Below are 18835 nucleotides of genomic sequence, written 5' to 3' on the forward strand. Positions count from 1 at the left end.
GATGAGCACCATGCCCTGGCCTGACCACTTGTTCACGCTTGAGGAGTGGGACGCGCTTCCGGAGGACAAGTCGCGCCACTTCGAGCTGGTCGAAGGAGTCTTGCTGGTGGCACCCAGGCCGGCACCGAAGCACCAAGTGGCGATGGCGAACCTCCGTAGCTGCCTGAAAGAGCAACTGCCCGCGGAGGTGGTGGCGGTCCAGGACGTCGATGTCGTGATAGACCCCGGGCCTCCGCTCTCGCTGCGCGCACCGGATGTCGTAGTGGTGCCGGCCGAGCGCTACTGGGAGCACCCGAGTCGGTTCAACCCCGATGACCTGTACTTGGCGGTGGAGATCGTGTCGCCGGGAACGGGCCGAACAGACCGCGTCTTCAAGCCGATCGAGTACGCCAAGGTCGGTATCCCGCACTACTGGGTGGTGGAGCTGGACGAGCCGGCCACGCTCATCGCGTTCAGCCTGGTCGCTGGCAGGTACAAGCAGATCGCACAGGGCACCGGGAAGGTCGAGGTCCCCGAGCCTTACCCGATCACCGTCGACCTCGACGCGCTGATCAACCCCTGAGCCGCAGGGCCTCCCACAGCGCCCGCACGTGGTGCTCCTTGGTCGCCTCCGCGCCGATCGCCACGCGGATCGCGAACCGGCCGTTGACGACGGTGTGGGTGATGAAGGCGTGGCCCGAGGCGTTGACGTGGTCCATCGCGGCGCGGGTGGCGGTGTCGCCGGAGCGGTGGGCGATGGTCAGCAGGGACAGGGTGCGGGGGGCGACCAGCTCCCAGTCGTCGGATGCCTCGACCCAGGATTCGAGCAGGGTGGCCAGCTCGACGTGGCCGCGCAGGTGGTCGCGGATGCCCTCCAGGCCGTACCAGCGCAGCACCGACCAGAGCTTCAGCGCCCGGAAGCGGCGGCCCAGGGGGATCTGCCAGTCGCGGTAGTCGGTGACGGCGCCCGAGTCGGTGGCGGTGTTGCGCAGGTACTCCGGCAGGATCGTGAGGGCGTCGACCAGGACGTCCCGGTGCGCGGTCCAGAAGAGGGACAGGTCGAACGCGGTCAGCATCCACTTGTGGGCGTTCGCGGTGAACGAGTCGGCCAGGTCGACGCCGTCGAACAGGTCGCGGAACTCCGGGCACAGCGCCGCCGGGCCCGCCCACGCGGCGTCCACGTGCAGCCAGATGCCGTGCTCGGCGCACACGGCGGCGATCTCGCGCACCGGGTCCACCGCGCCCGTGCCCGTGGTGCCGACGGTCGCGCACACCAGCACCGGCCGCCGGCCCTCGGCCACGTCGGACCGGATGCGTGACACCAGGTCGTCCACCCGCATGGCCATCCGCGCGTCCACGTCGACCGCCCGCACGGCCTGCTCGCCGAGCCCGGCCATCCGCGCGGCCCGTTCCAGCGACGAGTGGGTCTGCGACGACACGTACACCGTCTCGGTCCCGTCCACGCCGGACCGCCGCCACTTCCCGCCCGACGCCCGGTGCAGCGCGGCCAGCATCGCGACCAGCGCGGCGGACGACGCGGTGTCCTGGATGACACCACCGCCGACGAACGACGACGGCAGGCCGAACGCGCCGACCAGCTCGTCCATCAGGTGCTGCTCGACCTCGGTCGCCGCGGGGGAGGTGGACCACAACATGCCCTGCACGCCCAACCCGGACGACAGCAGGTCACCGAGCACGGACGGCAGGGAGGCGTTCGACGGGAAGTAGGCGAAGAAGCCCGGGTGCTGCCAGTGCGTCGTCCCCGGCAGCACGACCCGGTCCAGGTCGGCGAGCAGCCCGGCGAAGCCCTCACCCCGCTCGGGCAGCCCGGCCAGCTGCCCCCGCACCCAGCCGGGCTCGACCGGCGACCGGACCGGGAAGTCCTCGACGCGCGAGCGGTAGTCGGCGATCCAGTCGACCACCTCGTGGCCGATCCGGCGGAACTCGTCGGGGTCCATGGCCGGAAATCTATACGCGCCGCCTGCGGTGGGTGGGGCGCTGGTCGTCGGGCGGGGTCAGGGCCCGCGTCTCGACCCGCTCCAGCACCACCGAGCTGGTCAGGTTCCGCACCTCCGCCCGCGAGGCGATCTTGTCCATCAGGAACGCCTGCAGGTGCGTGCTGTCGGCCACCGCGATGTGCACCAGGAAGTCCGCCTGCCCGCTGACGTGGAACAGCGACCGCGTCTCCGGCTGCGCCATCACGAACCGCCGGAACGCCGCCACCACCGGCCGGGTGTGCGGCCGCACGTTGACCGACACCACGGCCTCCAGCGGCAGCCCGGTGGTCCGCGGGTCGACCACGGCGTGGAACCCGGTGATCACGCCCAGGTCCCGCAGCCGGCGCACGCGCTGCAGGCACGTCGACGGCGCGATGCCGACCCGCTCGGCCAGGCTCCGGTTCGGCAGCGTCGCGTCGTTCTGCAACGCCTCCAGGATCAGCCAGTCGACCGAATCCAGTTCGGCTGTCTCGCTCACAACCGAACACTGTAACCGTCAGGTGGAATACACCCGAACGGTTGCCGCACGATGCCGCCGTGCACATCGCCTGGACCTCCTTCCTGCTCGCCCTCGTGGTCATCACCGTCGTGCCCGGCCCGGACTTCGTGCTGGTCACCGGCAACGCGGTGCGCGGCGTGCGCTACGGCGCGCTGACGGCGGCGGGCGTGGTGACCGGGCTGCTCGTGCACGCCCTGCTGGCCACGGTGGGCCTGTCCGCGCTGGTCGCGGCGGCCCCGGCGGCGTTGCTCGCGGTCAAGGCGGTGGGCGCGCTGTACCTGCTGTACCTGGGCGTCACCACGCTGCGGGCGGCCCGGCGCGGCGGGCCGATCCGGCGGGCGCCGAAGTCGGACCGGTCGCTGTTCCTGCGCGGCCTGCTGTGCGACCTGCTCAACCCGAAGGTGATGCTGACGTTCCTGAGCCTGGTGCCGCAGGCCATGGACCCGTCCGCGCCGCCGCTGCCCCAGGCCGCGCTGCTCTCGGCGGTCGCGGTGGGCGTGTTCGCGTGCTTCTGGGCCGCGGTGGTGCCGTTGGCGGGACGGCTGGCGGCGCTGCTGACGCGGCCGAAGGTGCGCCCGGTGTTCGAGCGGCTGTGCGGCACGGCGCTGATCGGCATGGCGGCTTCGGTGCTCGCCGCCTGATTCTCGTTATCGTGGCGCGGCCGAGGAGTCTCCGGTGAGGTAAGGCCCGACCCGGCGGAGAGGAACGGTATGCGCACACCAGGGGACGCCGCGGCGGTGACGGCCGCGGTGCGGGGCGAGCCGGGGGCGCTGGACGCGCTGGTCGCCGCCTACCTGCCGCTGGTCTACAACGTGGTGGGGCACGCGCTGGCCGGCCACCCGGACACCGACGACGTCGTGCAGGAGACCATGCTCCGGGCGTTGCACGGCCTGCCGAAGCTGCGCGAGCCCGAGGCGTTCCGGTCCTGGCTGCTGGCCATCGCGATGAACCAGGTGCGCGACCACCACCGGAGCCGGGCGCCGCTCGCCGACGCCGAGCCGGCCGACCTGCCCGACCCCGGCGCGGACTTCGCCGACCTGGCCGTCACCCGGCTCCAGCTCACCGGCCAGCGCCGCGAGGTGCTGGCGGCCACCCGGTGGATCGGCGACGACGAGCGCGAGCTGCTGTCGCTGTGGTGGATGGAGCAGGTCGGCCGGATCACCCGCGCCGAGCTGGCCGAGGCGCTGGACCTCACGCCGCAGCACGCGGCCGTGCGGGTGCAGCGGATGAAGGCCCAGCTCGACGGGGCGCGCGTGGTCGTGCGGGTGCTCGCCCTGCCGCGCTGCGGCGGGTTGGCCGAGGTCGTCGCCGACTGGGACGGGCGGCCGAGCGCGTTGTGGCGCAAGCGGATCGTGCGGCACGCGCGGGAGTGCGCCCGGTGCGTTCGCGGGTTCGACGACCTGGCGGCGGTGGACGGCCTGCTGGCCCGGATCCCGCTCGTGCCGCTGCCCGCGGGGTTCGACCTAGGCGCGGAACCGCTCGTCGTGGTGGCGAAGAAGGGCTTCTGGGCAGGCGCCGCGACCAAGCCGTTGGTCGCGGCGGCGGCCGTGGCGGCGGTGGTGGGCGCGGTCGTGCTGCTGCCCGGTGACCGGACGCCGCCCACACCGGTCGCCGCCCCGGTCGCCGTCACGACCACCCGGATGCCCTCGACCATCCCCACCACCACCACCACCACAACCACGACGACGACGACCACCACCACGACCACCACCACCGCGCCGGCACCGGTCGTCCAACCGGTCGCCAAGTCGGTGAAGAAGGGCGTCAGCACCTGGCACTTCGACGGCGTGACGGCGGCGTTGTCCGACGTGGGCGCGGGCTGGTTCTACAACTGGGCCCCGACCAGGGAGAACGTGCAGCCGCCCGCCGGCGTGGAGTACGTGCCGATGATCTGGGGCGCGAAGGCGGTGACCCCGGCGAACCTCCAGGCGGTCCGGGGCCAGGGCACCACCCTGCTCGGCTTCAACGAACCGGACCTCGCCGAGCAGTCGAACATGACCGTGGACCAGGCGCTGGACCTCTGGCCGCAGCTCCAGGCGACCGGGATGCGCCTGGGCAGCCCGGCCGTCGCGCACAGCGGTGACCGGGCGGGCGGCTGGCTCGACCGGTTCCTGGCCGGGGCGCGGCAGCGCGGCCTGCGGGTCGACTTCATCACGCTGCACTGGTACGGCTCGGACTTCGGCCCGGCCGCCGTGGGCCACCTGGAGGACTACCTGGACGCCGTGCACGCCCGCTACGGCCTGCCCGTCTGGCTGACCGAGTACTCGCTGATGGACTTCTCCGGCGGCGGCGTGCGCTACCCCGACGCGCAGCAGTTGGCCGACTTCGCCGGCGCCTCGTCGCGGATGCTCGAAGACCTGCCCTACCTGGAGCGCTACGCGTGGTTCGCGCTCCCCGCCGACAAACCGGGCACGGGGCTGTACCTGCCCGGAGGGACGCCGAACCGGGCCGGCGAGGCCTACCGCGCCACCGGTTAGGCGAGCGCCCGGAGCCGGTCGTGCGGCGACGGGCGCTCCGCGGTACCGGCCCGCCGCTGGTCGAGCAGCGGCGGGCCGGGCACGGCGACGCGAGACCGGCAGCGGTCAGGCGATGGTCCACTTCTGGTTCGCGCCACCCGTGCACGTCCAGATCTGCAACCGGGTGCCGTCGGCGCTGGTGTTGCCGGTGACGTCCACGCACTTGCCGGTCGCCGGGTTCACCAGGTCGCGGCCCGCCGTGTAGGTCCACTGCTGGTTCGCGCCGCCCCCGCAGCTCCACAGCTGCAACTGCGCGCCGTCGGCCGTGCCGCGGTCCTTGATGTCGAGGCACTTGCCCAGCGCGCGCAGCGTGCCGTCACCGGGCCGGGACCACTGCTGGGCCGCCGTGCCGTTGCACGTGTAGAGCTGCACGGCCGCGCCGTCCGCGCTGCTCGCGCCCGCGACGTCGACGCACTTGCCGGCCAGGCCGGTGATCGCGCCGCCGCTGCCGCCGGGGTTGCCGGAGCCGGGCGTGCCCTGCCAGGTGAACGTCGCCGAGGTGCGGGCGGGCAGGGTGTAGGTGAACGACTGGTTGCCCCAGTTCACGCGGATCGACTGGGCCGACGTGCCGCCGTTGTGCGCGATCAGGGCCTTGGAGCCGTCGGGGTTGCGGTAGGCCACGTTCTGCACGGTGCCGTTGGCGGTCGAGTCGATCCGGTACGCGCCCGGCTTGACGAACTTCGTCAGGTGGCCGGTCGTGTAGTACTCGACGGTGTAGTCCACCTGGCCGGCCCGCGAGCCGCCCTCCTGCACGGTGATCAGGCCGGTGCACGTGCCGCAGCCGCCGTTGTGCGGGCCCATGTTCTGGTTGAGCGCCAGGCTCCACTTCACCAGGCTGGAGCTGTGGTTGCGGGCGTAGTTGACGATGTCGGCCATGTCCTCGTTGTGCTGGTTCGAGATCCACGTGCCGCCGGAGTGCTCGGTGCTGAACTGCTTCACGTTCGGGTACTGGTTGCGCACCTGCGTGCCGACGGCCGGGTCACCGAAGTAGCCGTGCCAGGCGATGCCGCCGAACAGCGGGTCGTTGCGCACGCCCGCGTCGTTGAGGACGCCGGAGCCGAAGTTGGCGTAGTCGCCGTAGTTCCAGTCGTGCACCAGCACCTTGGTGGTGATGCCGGCCGCGCGGAACGCCGGGTAGAGGTTGTTCTTGGTGAACTCGACCAGGCCCGCCGGGTTCCAGCTCATGCCGGGGTAGTTCATCGCGGTCGGGTTGGACGCCTGGCAGCAGTTCGGCTCGTTCTGCACGGACACGTAGTCGACCGGGATGCCCGCGGCCTGGTAGCTCTGCACGTACTTGACGAAGTACTGCGCGTACATCGGCGCGTACTCCCACTTGAGCCAGCCCATCTGGTCCATGCGGCCGTTGTCCTTCATCCAGCCCGGCGCGCTCCACGGCACGCCCTTGACCCGCAGCTGCGGGTTGAGCTGCTTGGCCTGCTGCGTCAGCAGCCGCACGTCGGTGTCGTAGCCGTTCGCGCCCCAGTCGTTGAGGTCGCAGCACGTGTCGTCGAGCGAGACGTTGCCGGGCCGGGACAGGTCCGACGCGCCGATCGGGTTGCGCACGAACGACAGGCCGATGCCGTCGACCGGGTGGAACAGCTTGCGCATCACCGCGTCCCGCGTCGCGGCCGACACCGGGCCGCCGCGCAGCAGGTAGGCGGTGGTGTCGGTGATCGACGCGCCGCCACCCTCGAACTGCTGGTAGGTCGTGCCCTCGTTGACGGTGATGGTGTGGGTCGCGCCGCCGCCGTTGGTGCCGAAAGCGACGGACGGCTGCTGCTGGAGGCCGCGGGTGACGACCCGGCCGCCGCTGTCGGAGGTGGTGGTCAGGTGGACGGTCACGGTCTCGCCCGCGGCCGCGGCGGGCTGGGAGGCGGCGAGGGCGGCGGCGGCGGTGACCACGGCTATGCCGGCGCTGGTGAAAGCCCGACGGTGGGAAGAGGGCACCCCGGACTCCTTTCACGACGTTGTGGGCAGGGGTCGGCAGTCTGAAACAATGTGGAACATTTGTGGAACTTGTCCGCACGTGAAGGAAACAAGCCGGCCGAACGCGTGTCAAGAGCGCGGATTTATACCGGTAAAGACCGTGAACCAGGGGTGGAACGCGGGACGTCAGACGTGCGGCGCGGGCCCGGTGGACGCCCTGACCACCAGTTCCGTGGCCAGCTCCACGTGCAGCGCCTCCAGCTCGTGCCGGTCCAGCAGCCGCATCAGCAGCGTCACGGCCATCCGGCCCATTTCCTGCAACGGCTGCCGCACGGTGGTCAGCTCGGGCCGGGTGGCGCGGCTGAGGTCGAGGTCGTCGAACCCCGCGACCGACACGTCACCCGGCACGTCCAGGCCCAGCTCGCGGGCCGCCCGCAACGCGCCGACCGCCATCTTGTCGTTGAACGCGGCCAGCGCCGTGGGCCGGTCCGCCAGGCCGAGCAGCTCGCGGGCGACCCGGTGGCCGTCCTCCTCGGTCGGCTCGTCCACGTGCCGCAGCAGCTCGGCAGACGGCAGCACGCCGACGTCGGACAACGCCGCCGCGTACCCGGCGAGCCTGCCGTCGCTCGCCTGCCAGTCGGCGGGCCCGCCGAGGATCCCGATCCGCCGGTGGCCCAGCTCCACCAGGTGCGCCATCAACCGCCGCGCGCCCGCGAAGTGCGCCGCCGACACCGACGCCACGTCGCGCGGCAGCTCGGTGCGCGGGTCCACCACCACGAACGGGAACCGGCGGTCCCGCAGCCGGACCAGCTCCTCGGCGGGCTCCGGCGGCAGGATCAGGATCGCGCCGCCCACGTCGGAGCGGGCCGCGAGACCCGGCAGCGCCGACTCCCGCTGCGCCGACACGCCCGCGCTCAGCACGACCTGCCGACCGTGCCGGGCCGCGGTCTCGGCGACGCTGGACACGATCAGCCCGAAGTAGTCGGTGAGCAGGTACGGGCAGCGCACGTAGACCGGGCCCGCCGGCTTCGCGCCCCGCGTCCGCGGCGCCTCCCCGCCCAACCCGGCCACGGCCTTGAGCACCAGCTCGCGGGTGTGCTCGGCGACGTTGGCCTGCCCGTTGAGCACCCGGGACACCGTGGCGATGGAAAGCCCGGTCGCCCGTGCCACGTCCCGCACCGTCGCCCTGGCCATCCGCGCCCCCGTTCCACCCGTTGTTTCAGGATGTTACAGGGTACCGGGCGTAGTCCGACCCGCCTGGCATCGAGGGGTTCGGCACAGGTGCGCTCGCGCGCGGATTTCGGCAGGCTGTGCGGATGACCACCTCCGAGGCACCCGCGCGGATCGCCGTCACCGGGCTCGCCGTCATGGGCAGCAACCTGGCGCGCAACCTCGCCCGGCACGGCTACCGCGTCGCCGTGCACAACCGCAGCCACGCCCGCACCGAAGCGCTGATCGCCGACCACGGCCACGAGGGCGACTTCGTGCCGGCCAGAACCCTGGAAGAGCTCGTCGCGAGCCTCCAGACACCCCGCCAGATCATCATCATGGTCAAGGCGGGCGCGCCCACCGACGCCGTCATCGACGAGCTGGTGCCGCTGCTGGAGCCCGGCGACATGGTGATCGACGGCGGCAACGCGCACTACGCCGACACGCGCCGGCGCGAGGCCGCGCTGAAGGAAGCCGGGCTGCACTTCGTCGGCGCGGGCATCTCCGGCGGCGAGGAGGGCGCGCTCAACGGGCCGTCGATCATGCCGGGCGGGTCGAAGGAGTCCTACCGGCACCTCGGGCCGGTGTTGGAGGACATCGCGGCCAAGGTGGACGACGTGGCGTGCTGCGTGCACGTCGGGCCGGACGGCGCCGGGCACTTCGTGAAGATGGTGCACAACGGCATCGAGTACGCCGACATGCAGCTCATCGCCGAGGCCTACGACCTGCTGCACCGGGTCGGCGGCCTGGCGCCCGCCGAGGTCGCCGAGGTCTTCCGCGGTTGGAACACCGGCGACCTGGAGTCCTACCTGGTCGAGATCACCGCCGAGGTGCTCGGCCACGTCGACGCCGCGACCGGCGCCGCGCTCGTCGACGTGATCGCGGACGAGGCCGAGCAGAAGGGCACCGGCCGCTGGACCGTGCAGGAGGCGCTGGAGCTGGGCGTGCCGGTGACCGGCATCGCCGAGGCGGTGTTCGCCCGGTCGCTGTCGGGTCGGGCGGGCCAGCGCCAGGCGGTGCGGGCCGCGTTCGGGTCCGCCGACGTCGTCGGCGGTGCGACCGACTCGCTGGTCGAGGACGTCCGGCAGGCGCTGTACGCGTCGAAGGTCGTGGCGTACGCGCAGGGCTTCGACCAGATGCGCGCGGCGAGCGCCGAGTACGGCTGGGACCTCGACCTGGGCGCGATGGCCACGATCTGGCGCGGCGGCTGCATCATCCGGGCCCGGTTCCTGGACCGCATCCGCGAGGCCTACGACAAGGACCCGGAGCTGGCCTCGCTGCTCGTGGACGACTACTTCCGCGACGCGGTGCGCTCGGCCGAGGAGGCGTGGCGGCGGGTCGCGGTGAAGGCGGTGACCGCGGGCGTGCCCGCGCCCGGCTTCGTGTCCGCGCTGGCGTACTACGACGGGCTGCGGTCCGAGCGGCTGCCCGCGTCGCTCATCCAGGGCCTGCGCGACTTCTTCGGCGCGCACACCTACCGCCGCACCGACCGCGAGGGCAGCTTCCACACCCTCTGGTCGGGTGACAGGTCTCAAGTGGACGCCTGAGACCACCGGCCCGATCATGGCCGGGTGCGTGAGCATTTCCGGCGCCGCCCCGTCACGGCCGGCTACCTGTCGGCCGTGGCGGGGCTCGCGCTGCTGATGCGGTTCGTGTTCGCCGACGGGATGTCCGCGCAGGTGCGGGCGTCGCTGAGCACGAACGCGGCCAACCTCGCCGACCACCCGGTGAACGCGGTGCTGGGCAGCGCGTTCGTGCTCGACCCCGTCGGCGACGGGCTGGTGGCCACCGCCCTGGCCGTGGTCGCCGTGCTGGTCTGCCTCGGCGTGCTGGAACGCGAGGTCGGGCCGTGGCGCGCGGTCGCCGTGGTCCTCATCGGACACGTCGGCGCGGTCCTCGTCACGGCCCTCGTCATCTCTTCGGGTGTCTACCCGACCGATCTGACCGCCGTGGTCGACGTCGGTGCCGGTTACGTGGCGTTCACCGCCGCCGGCGCCATCACCGTGCTGGGGCCGGTGGTGCTGCGCGTGCCGTGGCTGGCGCTGCTCGTCGCGTACCCCCTGGCGGGTGCCGAGTGGTTCGGCTGGGTACCCGAGTTCGCCGCCGTCGGGCACGTGGCGGCCGTCCTGTTCGGACTGTGCGGCGGCGCGGTCGCGGTCGGCCGCGCCTACGCGGCCGTCGGCCGGTAGGTCCGTCACCAGGGGTGACGACCCGTTCGTGATCAACACGTCCGGGTGGAACGGCTGTCAGACCGCCCACCTCCTCCGTCATCATGGTCCGGACGCGACCTGTGCGACGCGGGCTGTGCCGACACCTTGTGCCGACACGGAGGTGCCACCGTGGCGAACCCTCACCACCGCGCCGGGGCCGAGTTCCGACTCGCCGCCTTCTGGCCGCGCCTGTTGCCGCCCTTAGCGCGTCACTAGGCACACCCCTTCTCCGGAAGCGACGACACCCCGCGCACCGCGTGGGGCGATACCCCCTTGCCGAAAGGTTGGCCCCGGCATGAACCGACCGCGCCCCAACAAGTCCCACGCGGGTGAGCACACCACGGCAGGCCCTCCGGGTGGTCTCGGCACCGTGCTGCGGCACGACCTGCCCGCGTCCGTGGTGGTGTTCCTGGTCGCCGTGCCGCTCTCGCTCGGCGTGGCCGCCGCGACCGGCGCGCCCCTGATGGCCGGGCTGATCTCCGGCGTCGTCGGCGGCGTCGTGGCCGGTTCCCTGTCCGGCGCGCCGCTGCAGATCAGCGGCGCGGCCACCGGCCTGGTGGTGATCACCGGCGGGCTCGTCGCCGAGTACGGCTGGCCCGCCACCGCGGCCATCACGCTCGCCGCGGGCGCCGTGCAACTGCTGTTCGGCCTGGCCAAGCTCGGCCGGATGGCGCTGTCCCTCTCGCCCGCCGTGGTGCACGGCATGCTGGCGGGCATCGGCCTGAGCATCGCGGTCGGGCAACTGGCCGTCGTGCTGGGCGGCACCGCGGCCACCTCCGTCCCGGACAACCTCACCAGGGTGGCCACGATGGAGGTGCGGTGGTCGGCCGTCCTCGTCGGCGCGCTGACGGTGGCCGTGCTGGTGCTGTGGCCGCGGGTGCCGCGTGCCTGTGTCGTGCCCGCGCCGCTGGTGGCCGTGCTGGTCGCGACGGTCGCGACGAGCGGGTTCGACGTGGCCCGCGTGCACCTGCCCGGCGAGGTGCTCAGCCAGGTCGTGCTGCCGGAACTGCCGTCCGGCGGCTTCGGCGGGATCGCCTTCGCCGTGCTCACCGTGGCCGTGGTGGCCAGCATGGAGTCGCTGCTGTCCGCGGTCGCGGTCGACAAGCTGCACACCGGGCCGCGCGCCGACCTCGACCGCGAGCTGATCGCGCAGGGCACCGCCAACGCCGTCTCGGGCGCGCTGGGCGGGCTGCCGATCGCGGGGGGCATCGCGCGCGGCTCGACCAACGTCGCCGCGGGCGCGCGCACCCGCGCGTCGACCGTGCTGCACGGCGTGTGGATCGCGTTGTTCGTGATCGCTCTGGGCTCGGTGCTGGAGCTGATCCCCCTGGCCGCCCTGGCGGGCGTGCTGCTGGTGGTGGGCGTGCGGCTGGTGAGCGTGCGCCGGATGCGCGCGCTGTGGCGGCACGGCGAGTTCTCCGCCTACGCGGTCACCCTCGTGGGCGTGGTGGTGCTCGGCCTGGTGGAGGGCGTGCTGCTGGGCGTCGCGCTGGCGGCGCTGCGGTCGCTGCACCGGCTGACCCGCGCCTCGGTGCGCGTGGAGCAGGAGCCCGACGGATGGCGCGTGGTGATCCGCGGCTCGCTGGTGTTCTTCGGGGCCGGGCGCCTGGTCCGCGGGCTGCGCGCCATCCCGCTGGGGCAGCGCGTCGTCCTGGAGCTGCACATCGACTTCCTCGACCACGGCGCGTACGAGGCGATCGACGACTGGCGCGTCGGCTACGAGCGGCTCGGCGGCCACGTCGAGGTGGACGAGGTCCACGACACCTGGTTCAGCAAGGCCACCAGGGGCATCCCCGCGCTGCGCAAGACACCGCTGTCACCGCTGCCGAGGTGGTTCGCGCCGTGGTCGCACTGGCAGCGCCACCGGCACGTGACCGTGCCGCGGCCGCGTGCGGACGTCGACCCGATGATCCGCGGCATGCGCGAGTTCGAGCGCACCACCGCGCCGCTGGTCCGCCCGTTCCTGGCCGAGCTGGCCGCGCGCGGCCAACGCCCGCGCCAGCTGTTCATCACGTGCGCCGACTCCCGCGTCGTGCCCAACCTGATCACCACGAGCGGTCCGGGTGACCTGTTCTGCGTGCGCAACATCGGCAACCTCGTGCCGCTGGACGGCGACGACTCGGTGGGCGCGGCGATCGAGTTCGCGGTGGAGGTGCTCGCGGTCGACACGATCGCCGTGTGCGGCCACTCGGACTGCGGCGCGATGAAGGCGGTCGTGCAGGGCTCGACCCGGCCGGGCACCCACCTGCACACGTGGCTGAAGGCGGTCGAGCCGAGCCTGATCCGCTTCCACGCGGGCGGGTCCGACCTCCCCGTGGTCGAACGCCTCTCCGTCGCCAACGTCGCCCAGCAACTGGACAACCTGATGGCCTACCGCAGCGTGCGCGAGGCCGTGTCCACCCGCTCCCTGCGCCTGGTCGGCATGTACTTCGACATCTCCACCGCCCGCGTCTACCTGGTCGACCCGACCCGCGACGACCTCCACCCGGTCCACGCTTAACCCCCACCGCTCCTCCACCCTGCCCCACCCCCTGCCCCACCCCCTGCCCTGCTCCCTGCCCCCGTGACCGCGAGGTCGCGTCGACCGTTCGCGTCCTCATTTCCGACGATCACGCTTTTCGATCGTCGGAAATCAGGGCGCGAACGGTCGACTTCCAGGCGACCTCGCCCGCCGTCTGCGGAGCAGCGGCAATTGAACACGGGGTGGTCGGCCCCCTCACCGGACCGACCACCCCGTGCCGAGCCCGCCCACCGAGCCGGCCCCGGTCGGGGGCACGGGATCGGTTCGGTGGGGGCTCGGATGAGGTCGGGCGGCGCTGGTGGGGCTCGATTGCGGGGGAGGTGCGTCGCCCGACCGGGCTGGGTGCTAGCCGACGCTGCGCAGGTGCTTACGGTGGTCGCCGGACGGTTCGTCGCCGCCGACGGTGAGGGCGAGCTGCGCGCCGAGGTACGCCCGGCACGGCGAGGGCAGGCGGCGGCTCCAGCGGCGGGTGCGGCAGGTCGGGCAGCGGCCGTGCTCGTCGGGGGTGTGCTCGTCGAGGAGGGCCTTGACCGCGGTCACCACCCTGGGCAGTTCGCAGCGGGCGAGTTCGACCGCCGTCTCGTCGTCGCCGGTCGACGCGAGGCGGACCAGCGTGGCCAGGTGTTCTCGGAGGGACCGGTCGAGCTGGCTGAAGACGGTGGTGGACACCTTCAGCGCTCCTTCCCTGGGGGCGGTGTGCTCACCGCAGCCTGTTCCCGCGTCCGGCCGGCTGCAAGTTGCAGTACACGAATGGATGACGTCACTTTGCTCCGTTGGCGCACGGCCACAGACTGGCTGCGGCCCCCGGGTCGGGGTCGTCGACGAAAGGGTGTCCGCATGCCACGGGGCAGCAGCCCGACGCTGCGCAAGCGACGGCTGGTCAGCGAGCTGCGCCGGCTGCGCGAGGCGGCCGACCTCACCATCGAGGACGTCGCCGGGCGGCTGGAGTGCTCGGCGTCGAAGATCAGCCGCATCGAGACCGGCCGCGTCGGCGTCACCCCGCGCGACGTGCGGGACATGCTGTCGGCCTACGGCGCGGACCGGGCCACGCTGGACGAGCTGGTGCAGTTGGCGCGGGACGCGCGGCGGCGGGCGTGGTGGGACGAGTTCGGCGACATCGCGCCCGGCCGCTACGTCGGGTTCGAGGCCGACGCCGAGCGGGTGCGCACCTACCAGGGCCTGATGGTGCCGGGACTGCTCCAGTCCGAGGCGTACACGCGGGCGTTGATCCGGGCGGTGCTGCCGGACGCCGCGCCGGCCGAGGTGGACCGGCGGGTCGAGCTGCGCAAGGCGCGGCAGGCGTTGCTCGTCGAGGACGACCCGCTGTCCTTGCACGCGGTCGTGGACGAGGCAGCCTTGCGGAGGCTGGTGGGCGGCCGGCAGGTGATGGCGGAGCAGCTGACGCGACTCAACGAAGTCGGGGAATTGCCGAATATCACCCTCCAGGTGGTCCCATTCGAGGCGGGCGGTCACGCGGCGATGGACGGTCCGTTCGTCATCCTGTCGTTTCCCGAGCAGTCGGATCCGGCCGTGGTATACATCGAAAGCCCGAAGGGCGACGTTTATTGGGAACAGCCCTCGGACGTCGCCCGGTATTCCGACATGTTCGCTCGGCTCAGCGCCGACTCGCTCGACCCGGCCGCCTCGTCCGCGCTGATCGGGAGGGTGGCGCGGGAGCTCGCCTGAATCCGAGGTGAACTGCCATGCAACGCCAGTGGCGCAAGAGCACGTGGTCGTCCGCGGGTGGTCCGGAGTGCGTGGAAATCGCGCTCGACCCGAACGGGGTGGCTGTGCGCGATTCGAAGAACCGAACCGGTGGCGGGTTGGACTTCGGTTTCGCGCAGTGGTCGCGATTCGTGGACGGAGCGAAGAGCGGCACGGCCGACCGCCGCTGACCACCGGTCGTTCACCTCGGGGGTGTGCCGTAGGGCGCGCCCCCGACTTTCGACCACCTTCCCGTACGACCTCGGTCTGGTGGCCGGTCAGCCCCCGGTCCGATGCGCCCCCCGGCGTGGTTGCGGTGGACTTCCCCCTAGCCTGCACTCCGGTGCTCGTCATGATCCACAAGGGGATGAACCATGGCCTTGCTGACCGACGCCCTGGAAGGGCTCGCCGGGCTGCCGCAGCCCGCCGTGCTCGCGGTGACGGGCGCGTTGACGTTGGCGGAGTGCACGCTGGGCGTGGGCTTCATCGCGCCGGGGGAGAGCGCGTTGCTGCTGGCCGCCACGACGGTCACCAGCGTGTCCCGGTTCCTGGTGATGTGGCTGGTGGTGTCGGTGTGCGCGGTGGCGGGCGACAGCATCGGCTACTTCCTCGGCCGCCGCTACGGCGACCGGCTGCGGGACAGCAAGGTGGTGCGCAAGCTCGGCCAGGAGCACTGGGACGCCGCGGGGGCGCTGCTGCGCAGGCGCGGCGCGTGGGCGGTGTTCTTCGCCCGGTTCATGCCGGTGGTGCGGACCCTGGTGCCCGCGTCGGCGGGCGCGTCGAAGCTGGAGTACCGCCGGTTCCTGCCCGCGTCGATCGCGGGCGCGGTGAGCTGGTCGGCGCTGCACATCGGCATCGGCTCGGCCGCGGGCGCGTCGGCGAAGTACATCGAGTCGGTGTTCAACGGCGCGATGTGGGGCCTGATGGGCGTCGCGGTCGTGGTCGGCGTCCTCGTGGTGCTGCGTCGCCGCCGCAAGGCCGCCAGGGCCGCGGTCGAACCGCGTGAGCTCGAAGAGGTCGCCTGACCCCGGACGTGGTCGAAGGGGCCGCGCCCGGGGGTTCGGTCCCGGGCGCGGCCCCTTCCACTGGGGGGAGGGCAATGGAGGTGGGCCGTCCCCTACCGGACGACCCGTCTCCGGGTGGAGAAGGGGACGAGGGCGGGCCGGCGTTCCGCCGCCGCGGGCTGGATGCCCCTTGCACGCCGGCCTGCCCTCGTCGTTCAGGGAGAGCAGCGGATGTTCCGCTGTCTGGTCCAACCTCGCTCACCGGGGTTCGCCCTGTGTGGTTGATCGGACACGCTTAGCGTAAGAATGCGGCTACAGGACGACTGGAGCCGGACTGAAGTGATCTCCTAGGCTCGGTCTGGGTCTCAACGTGTCGGCGAAGGATCGGTCGGTGGCAGACGGCGGCGGCGAGCGCTTGCGGTTCGAGGTGCTCGGCCTGCTCCGGGCGGTGCGCGGTGGCGGGGAGGTCGACCTCGGCGCCGCCAAGCAGCGCGCCGTGCTGGCGGTGCTGCTGCTGGCCCGCAACACGCCGGTCAGCCGCGACCAGATCATCGAGGCGGTGTGGGGCGACAACACGCCCACCAGCGCGGTCAACCTGGTGCAGACCTACGTGGCCGGCCTGCGCCGCGCGCTGGAGCCCAGCCGGGCCCGCCGCGCCCCGGCCGAGCTGCTGACCTCCGTCGGCGACGGCTACCTGCTGCGCGTCGAGCCGCAGCAGGTCGACCTGGACGAGTTCGAGCTGGGCGTGGCGGCCGCGGCCCGGTCGCGCGCGGCCGGCGACCTGATCGCGGCGGCCACCGCGCTGGACGAGGCGCTCGGCCTGTGGCGCGGCGAGCCGCTGGGCGGGGTCGCGGGCCTGTTCGCCGAGGTCGAGCGCGGCCGGCTGGTCGAGCGCAGGCTCGCCGTGCTGGAGGAGCGGGCGGAGCTGCTGCTGCTGATCGGGCGGGGCGCGGAGCTGGTGCCGTCGCTGACCACGCTGGTCGGCGAGCACCCGTTGCGGGAACGCGGGCACGGCCTGCTGATGCGCGCGTTGTGCCAGGCGGGGCGGCAGGCGGAGGCGCTGGCGGTCTACCGCGAGGCGCGCCGGGTGCTGGTGGAGGAGCTGGGCGTCGAGCCGGGGCCGGAGCTGCGCAAGCTCCAGCAGGCCGTGCTGGCGGGGGAGGACCCGGAGCCGGACCGCCCGACCCGGCCGATGGCGCTGCGCCCGGTGGGCGAGTCCGCGCCCGCGATCACACCCGCGCAGCTGCCGCGCGCCTCGGCGTCACTGATCGGCCGCGACGACGAGCTCAAGCGGCTGGACGGCCTGCTGGCGTCGTACCCGGAGGGCGGGCTGGTCCTCGTCGTCACCGGCCCGGCGGGCGTCGGCAAGACCGCGCTGGCCCTGCACTGGGCGCAACGGGTGCGCGAGGACTTCCCGGACGGCCAGCTCTACGTCGACCTGCACGGCTACGACCCGAACCAGGAGCCGCTGGGCGCGGGCGAGGTGCTGAGCCGGTTCCTGCGCACGCTGGGCGTGCCGTCGCCGGACATCCCGGTGACGGTGGAGGAGCGGTCGGCGTTGTTCCGCACGCTCATCGCCGACCGGCGCATGGTGGTGATGCTGGACAACGCCCGGGGCTCGACCGAGCTGCTGCCGCTGCTGCCCGGACCGCCGTCGTGCGTGCTGGTGACGTCCCGCCGGCGGTTGGTCGGGCTGGTCGCGCACGCGGAGGCGCGGCTGGTCGAACTGGACATGCTGGACCCCGACGCGTCGGTGGCCGTGGTCAGCCGGGTCGCGGGCCGGGACGCGACGGAGGCCGCGGCGCTGCGCCGGCTGGCCGTGCTGTGCGACGGGCTGCCGCTGGCGCTGCGGATCGCCGCCGCCCGGCTGGCGGTCGCGCCGTCGTTGCGGGTGGCCGAACTGGTGGCCGAGCTGGACGACGAGCACGGTCGGCTGGCCGCGCTGGGCCTGGAGGACGAGGACTCCACGGTGCGGGCGGCGCTGGACGCGTCACGCCGGGCGCTGTCGCCGCTGCCCGCGCGGCTGCTGGCGCTGCTCGGCCTGCACCCCGGCCCGGACGTGACGGCGTTCGTGGCGGCCTCCATGGCGCAGGTGCGGGTCGGTGACGCGCAGCGCGCGCTGGACGCGTTGACGGCGGCGAACCTGCTGTCGGTCAACGAGCCCGGCCGGTACGGGGCGCACGACCTGGTGCGCGTCTACATGCGGACGTTGGCCGCCGAGCTGCCCGAGGCCGAGCGGCACGAGGCGACCGGCCGGATGCTCGACCACTACCTGCACTGCGCGGACCTGGCCGACGGCCGGCTGCCGGTGACGAGGGGCAGCAACGTGCGGGTCGCGCCCGAGCACGTGCCTGCGGAGACGCCGAAGCTCACCACGTCGGCCGAGGCCAGCTCCTGGCTGGACGCCGAGCAGGGCAACATCATCGCCGCCGCCGAGCTGGCCGCCGCGCCGGGCTCGGACCCGGGGTGGCTGGTGCACGCCTGGCAGCTGCCCTACACGCTGTCCCGGTTCCTGTGGTTGCGGGCGGACCGGGCGACGTGGCTGCGCACGACGGAGGCCGCGCTGGGGGCCGCCACGAGGCTCGGCGACCCCGAGGCGCGGTTCGTGATGCTGTTCAACCTCGGCATCGCGCTGGCCCAGTTCCAGCGGATGGACGAGTCGCTCGACCGCCACCGCGAGGCGTTGGAGGTGGCGCGGGCGTCCGGCGACGTGAACGCGCAGGCCAGGGCCTTGACGGCGGTCGCGGACATGCTGGCGTTCCTGGGCCGGGTCGACGAGTCGGAGGCGTCCTACCGGGAGGCGCTGGAGGTCAGCCGGGCGGCCGGGTCGCGGTGGGCGGAGGCCAACGCCCACCACAACCTCGGGCTGCTGCACCTGGCGTCACGCCGGTACGACGAGGCCAAGACGTGGCTGCGGGCGGCCGTGACGATGTACCGCGAGGTCGGCGAGCAGTGCGGTGAGTCGACCTGCCACACCGATCTCGCGATGGTGCTGCTGGAGTCGGGCGAGGTGGGCGACGCCGTCACGTCGGCGCGCACGGCGCTGTCGGTGGCGTCGGCGGCGGCGAGCCCGTACCACCAGGCGATGGCGCACGACCGGCTGGCCACCGTGTTCGACCGGCAGGGCCTGCCCGGCGCGGTGGCGCACTGGCAGCGGGCGCTGGCGCTGTTCACCGAGCTGGGCGCGCCGGAGTCCGACCAGGTGCGGGAACGGCTGGCCCGCGCCCGCGCCACCACGACCGTCTGACCGCACCACCCCCTAGATGGTCT

15 protein-coding genes are annotated in these 18835 nt (G+C 73.0%); 10 read left to right on the forward strand and 5 right to left on the reverse strand.

The features are described from left to right. Position 1 precedes the first annotated feature (1 nt). Positions 2–562 carry a Uma2 family endonuclease gene (locus FHX81_RS30060; RefSeq protein WP_141981572.1) on the forward strand — a complete coding sequence of 187 codons (561 nt, stop codon included), beginning with the start codon at positions 2–4 and terminating at the stop codon, positions 560–562. Here FHX81_RS30060 and FHX81_RS30065 read toward each other — a convergent pair. Both FHX81_RS30065 and FHX81_RS30070 read right to left on the reverse strand, forming a co-directional pair. Next, complete coding sequence (locus FHX81_RS30065) at positions 552–1937, reverse strand: pyridoxal phosphate-dependent decarboxylase family protein (RefSeq protein WP_141981574.1); 1386 nt, start codon at positions 1935–1937, stop codon at positions 552–554. The two genes, FHX81_RS30060 and FHX81_RS30065, sit on opposite strands and share 11 nt — an antisense overlap. Positions 1938–1947: 10 nt before the next feature. Continuing rightward, on the reverse strand, positions 1948–2454 hold the full coding sequence (locus FHX81_RS30070; RefSeq protein WP_141981576.1) for an Lrp/AsnC family transcriptional regulator: 507 nt from the start codon (positions 2452–2454) through the stop codon (positions 1948–1950). 59 nt (positions 2455–2513) lie between these two features. On the opposite strand from FHX81_RS30070, the gene FHX81_RS30075 reads away from it, so the two are divergent. Continuing rightward, positions 2514–3116, forward strand: a complete 603-nt coding sequence (locus tag FHX81_RS30075; RefSeq protein WP_141981577.1) for a LysE family translocator — start codon at positions 2514–2516, stop codon at positions 3114–3116. Between the two features lie 69 nt (positions 3117–3185). Continuing rightward, positions 3186–4952 carry a sigma-70 family RNA polymerase sigma factor gene (locus FHX81_RS30080; protein WP_141981579.1) on the forward strand — a complete coding sequence of 589 codons (1767 nt, stop codon included), beginning with the start codon at positions 3186–3188 and terminating at the stop codon, positions 4950–4952. 105 nt (positions 4953–5057) lie between these two features. Here FHX81_RS30080 and FHX81_RS30085 read toward each other — a convergent pair whose 3' ends face one another. Both FHX81_RS30085 and FHX81_RS30090 read right to left on the reverse strand, forming a co-directional pair. Next, on the reverse strand, positions 5058–6938 hold the full coding sequence (locus FHX81_RS30085) for a ricin-type beta-trefoil lectin domain protein (RefSeq protein WP_141981581.1): 1881 nt from the start codon (positions 6936–6938) through the stop codon (positions 5058–5060). A 165-nt stretch (positions 6939–7103) separates the two neighbouring features. Beyond that, positions 7104–8111 carry a LacI family DNA-binding transcriptional regulator gene (locus tag FHX81_RS30090; RefSeq protein ID WP_141981583.1) on the reverse strand — a complete coding sequence of 336 codons (1008 nt, stop codon included), beginning with the start codon at positions 8109–8111 and terminating at the stop codon, positions 7104–7106. Between the two features lie 122 nt (positions 8112–8233). Between FHX81_RS30090 and gndA the strand changes: the two genes are divergently transcribed. The 3 genes from gndA to FHX81_RS30105 all read left to right on the forward strand — a co-directional run bounded on the left by gndA (position 8234) and on the right by FHX81_RS30105 (position 12836). After that, positions 8234–9673, forward strand: coding sequence for an NADP-dependent phosphogluconate dehydrogenase (gndA, locus tag FHX81_RS30095; RefSeq protein WP_141981585.1), 1440 nt, complete (start codon positions 8234–8236; stop codon positions 9671–9673). Between the two features lie 24 nt (positions 9674–9697). Continuing rightward, entirely contained in the window at positions 9698–10315 is a 618-nt protein-coding gene (locus tag FHX81_RS30100; protein WP_141981587.1) for a rhomboid-like protein, read from the forward strand. Positions 10316–10631: 316 nt separating this feature from the next. Next, a complete protein-coding gene (locus FHX81_RS30105) occupies positions 10632–12836 on the forward strand; it encodes a SulP family inorganic anion transporter (protein ID WP_141981589.1) in 2205 nt (734 codons plus the stop codon). Positions 12837–13202: 366 nt separating this feature from the next. Here FHX81_RS30105 and FHX81_RS30110 read toward each other — a convergent pair whose 3' ends face one another. Next, positions 13203–13526 carry a hypothetical protein gene (locus FHX81_RS30110; protein ID WP_141981591.1) on the reverse strand — a complete coding sequence of 108 codons (324 nt, stop codon included), beginning with the start codon at positions 13524–13526 and terminating at the stop codon, positions 13203–13205. Between the two features lie 168 nt (positions 13527–13694). Between FHX81_RS30110 and FHX81_RS30115 the strand changes: the two genes are divergently transcribed. The 4 genes from FHX81_RS30115 to FHX81_RS30130 all read left to right on the forward strand — a co-directional run bounded on the left by FHX81_RS30115 (position 13695) and on the right by FHX81_RS30130 (position 18812). Beyond that, entirely contained in the window at positions 13695–14543 is an 849-nt protein-coding gene (locus FHX81_RS30115) for a helix-turn-helix domain-containing protein (RefSeq protein WP_141981593.1), read from the forward strand. Positions 14544–14560: 17 nt separating this feature from the next. After that, the gene (locus tag FHX81_RS30120) at positions 14561–14752 is read left to right on the forward strand and encodes a DUF397 domain-containing protein (RefSeq protein ID WP_141981595.1); all 192 of its coding nucleotides are present in this window, start codon (positions 14561–14563) and stop codon (positions 14750–14752) included. 183 nt (positions 14753–14935) lie between these two features. Then, a complete protein-coding gene (locus FHX81_RS30125; RefSeq protein WP_141981597.1) occupies positions 14936–15586 on the forward strand; it encodes a DedA family protein in 651 nt (216 codons plus the stop codon). 370 nt (positions 15587–15956) lie between these two features. Then, entirely contained in the window at positions 15957–18812 is a 2856-nt protein-coding gene (locus FHX81_RS30130) for an AfsR/SARP family transcriptional regulator (protein ID WP_246108034.1), read from the forward strand. The last annotated feature ends 23 nt before the right edge of the window (positions 18813–18835 follow it).

It is taken from the genome of Saccharothrix saharensis (genome assembly GCF_006716745.1).
GTDB lineage: Bacteria > Actinomycetota > Actinomycetes > Mycobacteriales > Pseudonocardiaceae > Actinosynnema > Actinosynnema saharense.

What these genes read in the sequence shown, in the direction of transcription:
- FHX81_RS30060 (WP_141981572.1), top strand. Translation starts at nt 2, where the DNA reads ATGAGCACCATGCCCTGGCCTGACCACTTGTTCACGCTTGAGGAGTGG.
- FHX81_RS30065 (WP_141981574.1), bottom strand. Translation starts at nt 1,937, where the DNA reads ATGGACCCCGACGAGTTCCGCCGGATCGGCCACGAGGTGGTCGACTGG.
- FHX81_RS30080 (WP_141981579.1), top strand. Translation starts at nt 3,186, where the DNA reads ATGCGCACACCAGGGGACGCCGCGGCGGTGACGGCCGCGGTGCGGGGC.
- FHX81_RS30090 (WP_141981583.1), bottom strand. Translation starts at nt 8,111, where the DNA reads ATGGCCAGGGCGACGGTGCGGGACGTGGCACGGGCGACCGGGCTTTCC.
- gndA (WP_141981585.1), top strand. Translation starts at nt 8,234, where the DNA reads ATGACCACCTCCGAGGCACCCGCGCGGATCGCCGTCACCGGGCTCGCC.
- FHX81_RS30105 (WP_141981589.1), top strand. Translation starts at nt 10,632, where the DNA reads ATGAACCGACCGCGCCCCAACAAGTCCCACGCGGGTGAGCACACCACG.
- FHX81_RS30115 (WP_141981593.1), top strand. Translation starts at nt 13,695, where the DNA reads ATGCCACGGGGCAGCAGCCCGACGCTGCGCAAGCGACGGCTGGTCAGC.
- FHX81_RS30120 (WP_141981595.1), top strand. Translation starts at nt 14,561, where the DNA reads ATGCAACGCCAGTGGCGCAAGAGCACGTGGTCGTCCGCGGGTGGTCCG.
- FHX81_RS30125 (WP_141981597.1), top strand. Translation starts at nt 14,936, where the DNA reads ATGGCCTTGCTGACCGACGCCCTGGAAGGGCTCGCCGGGCTGCCGCAG.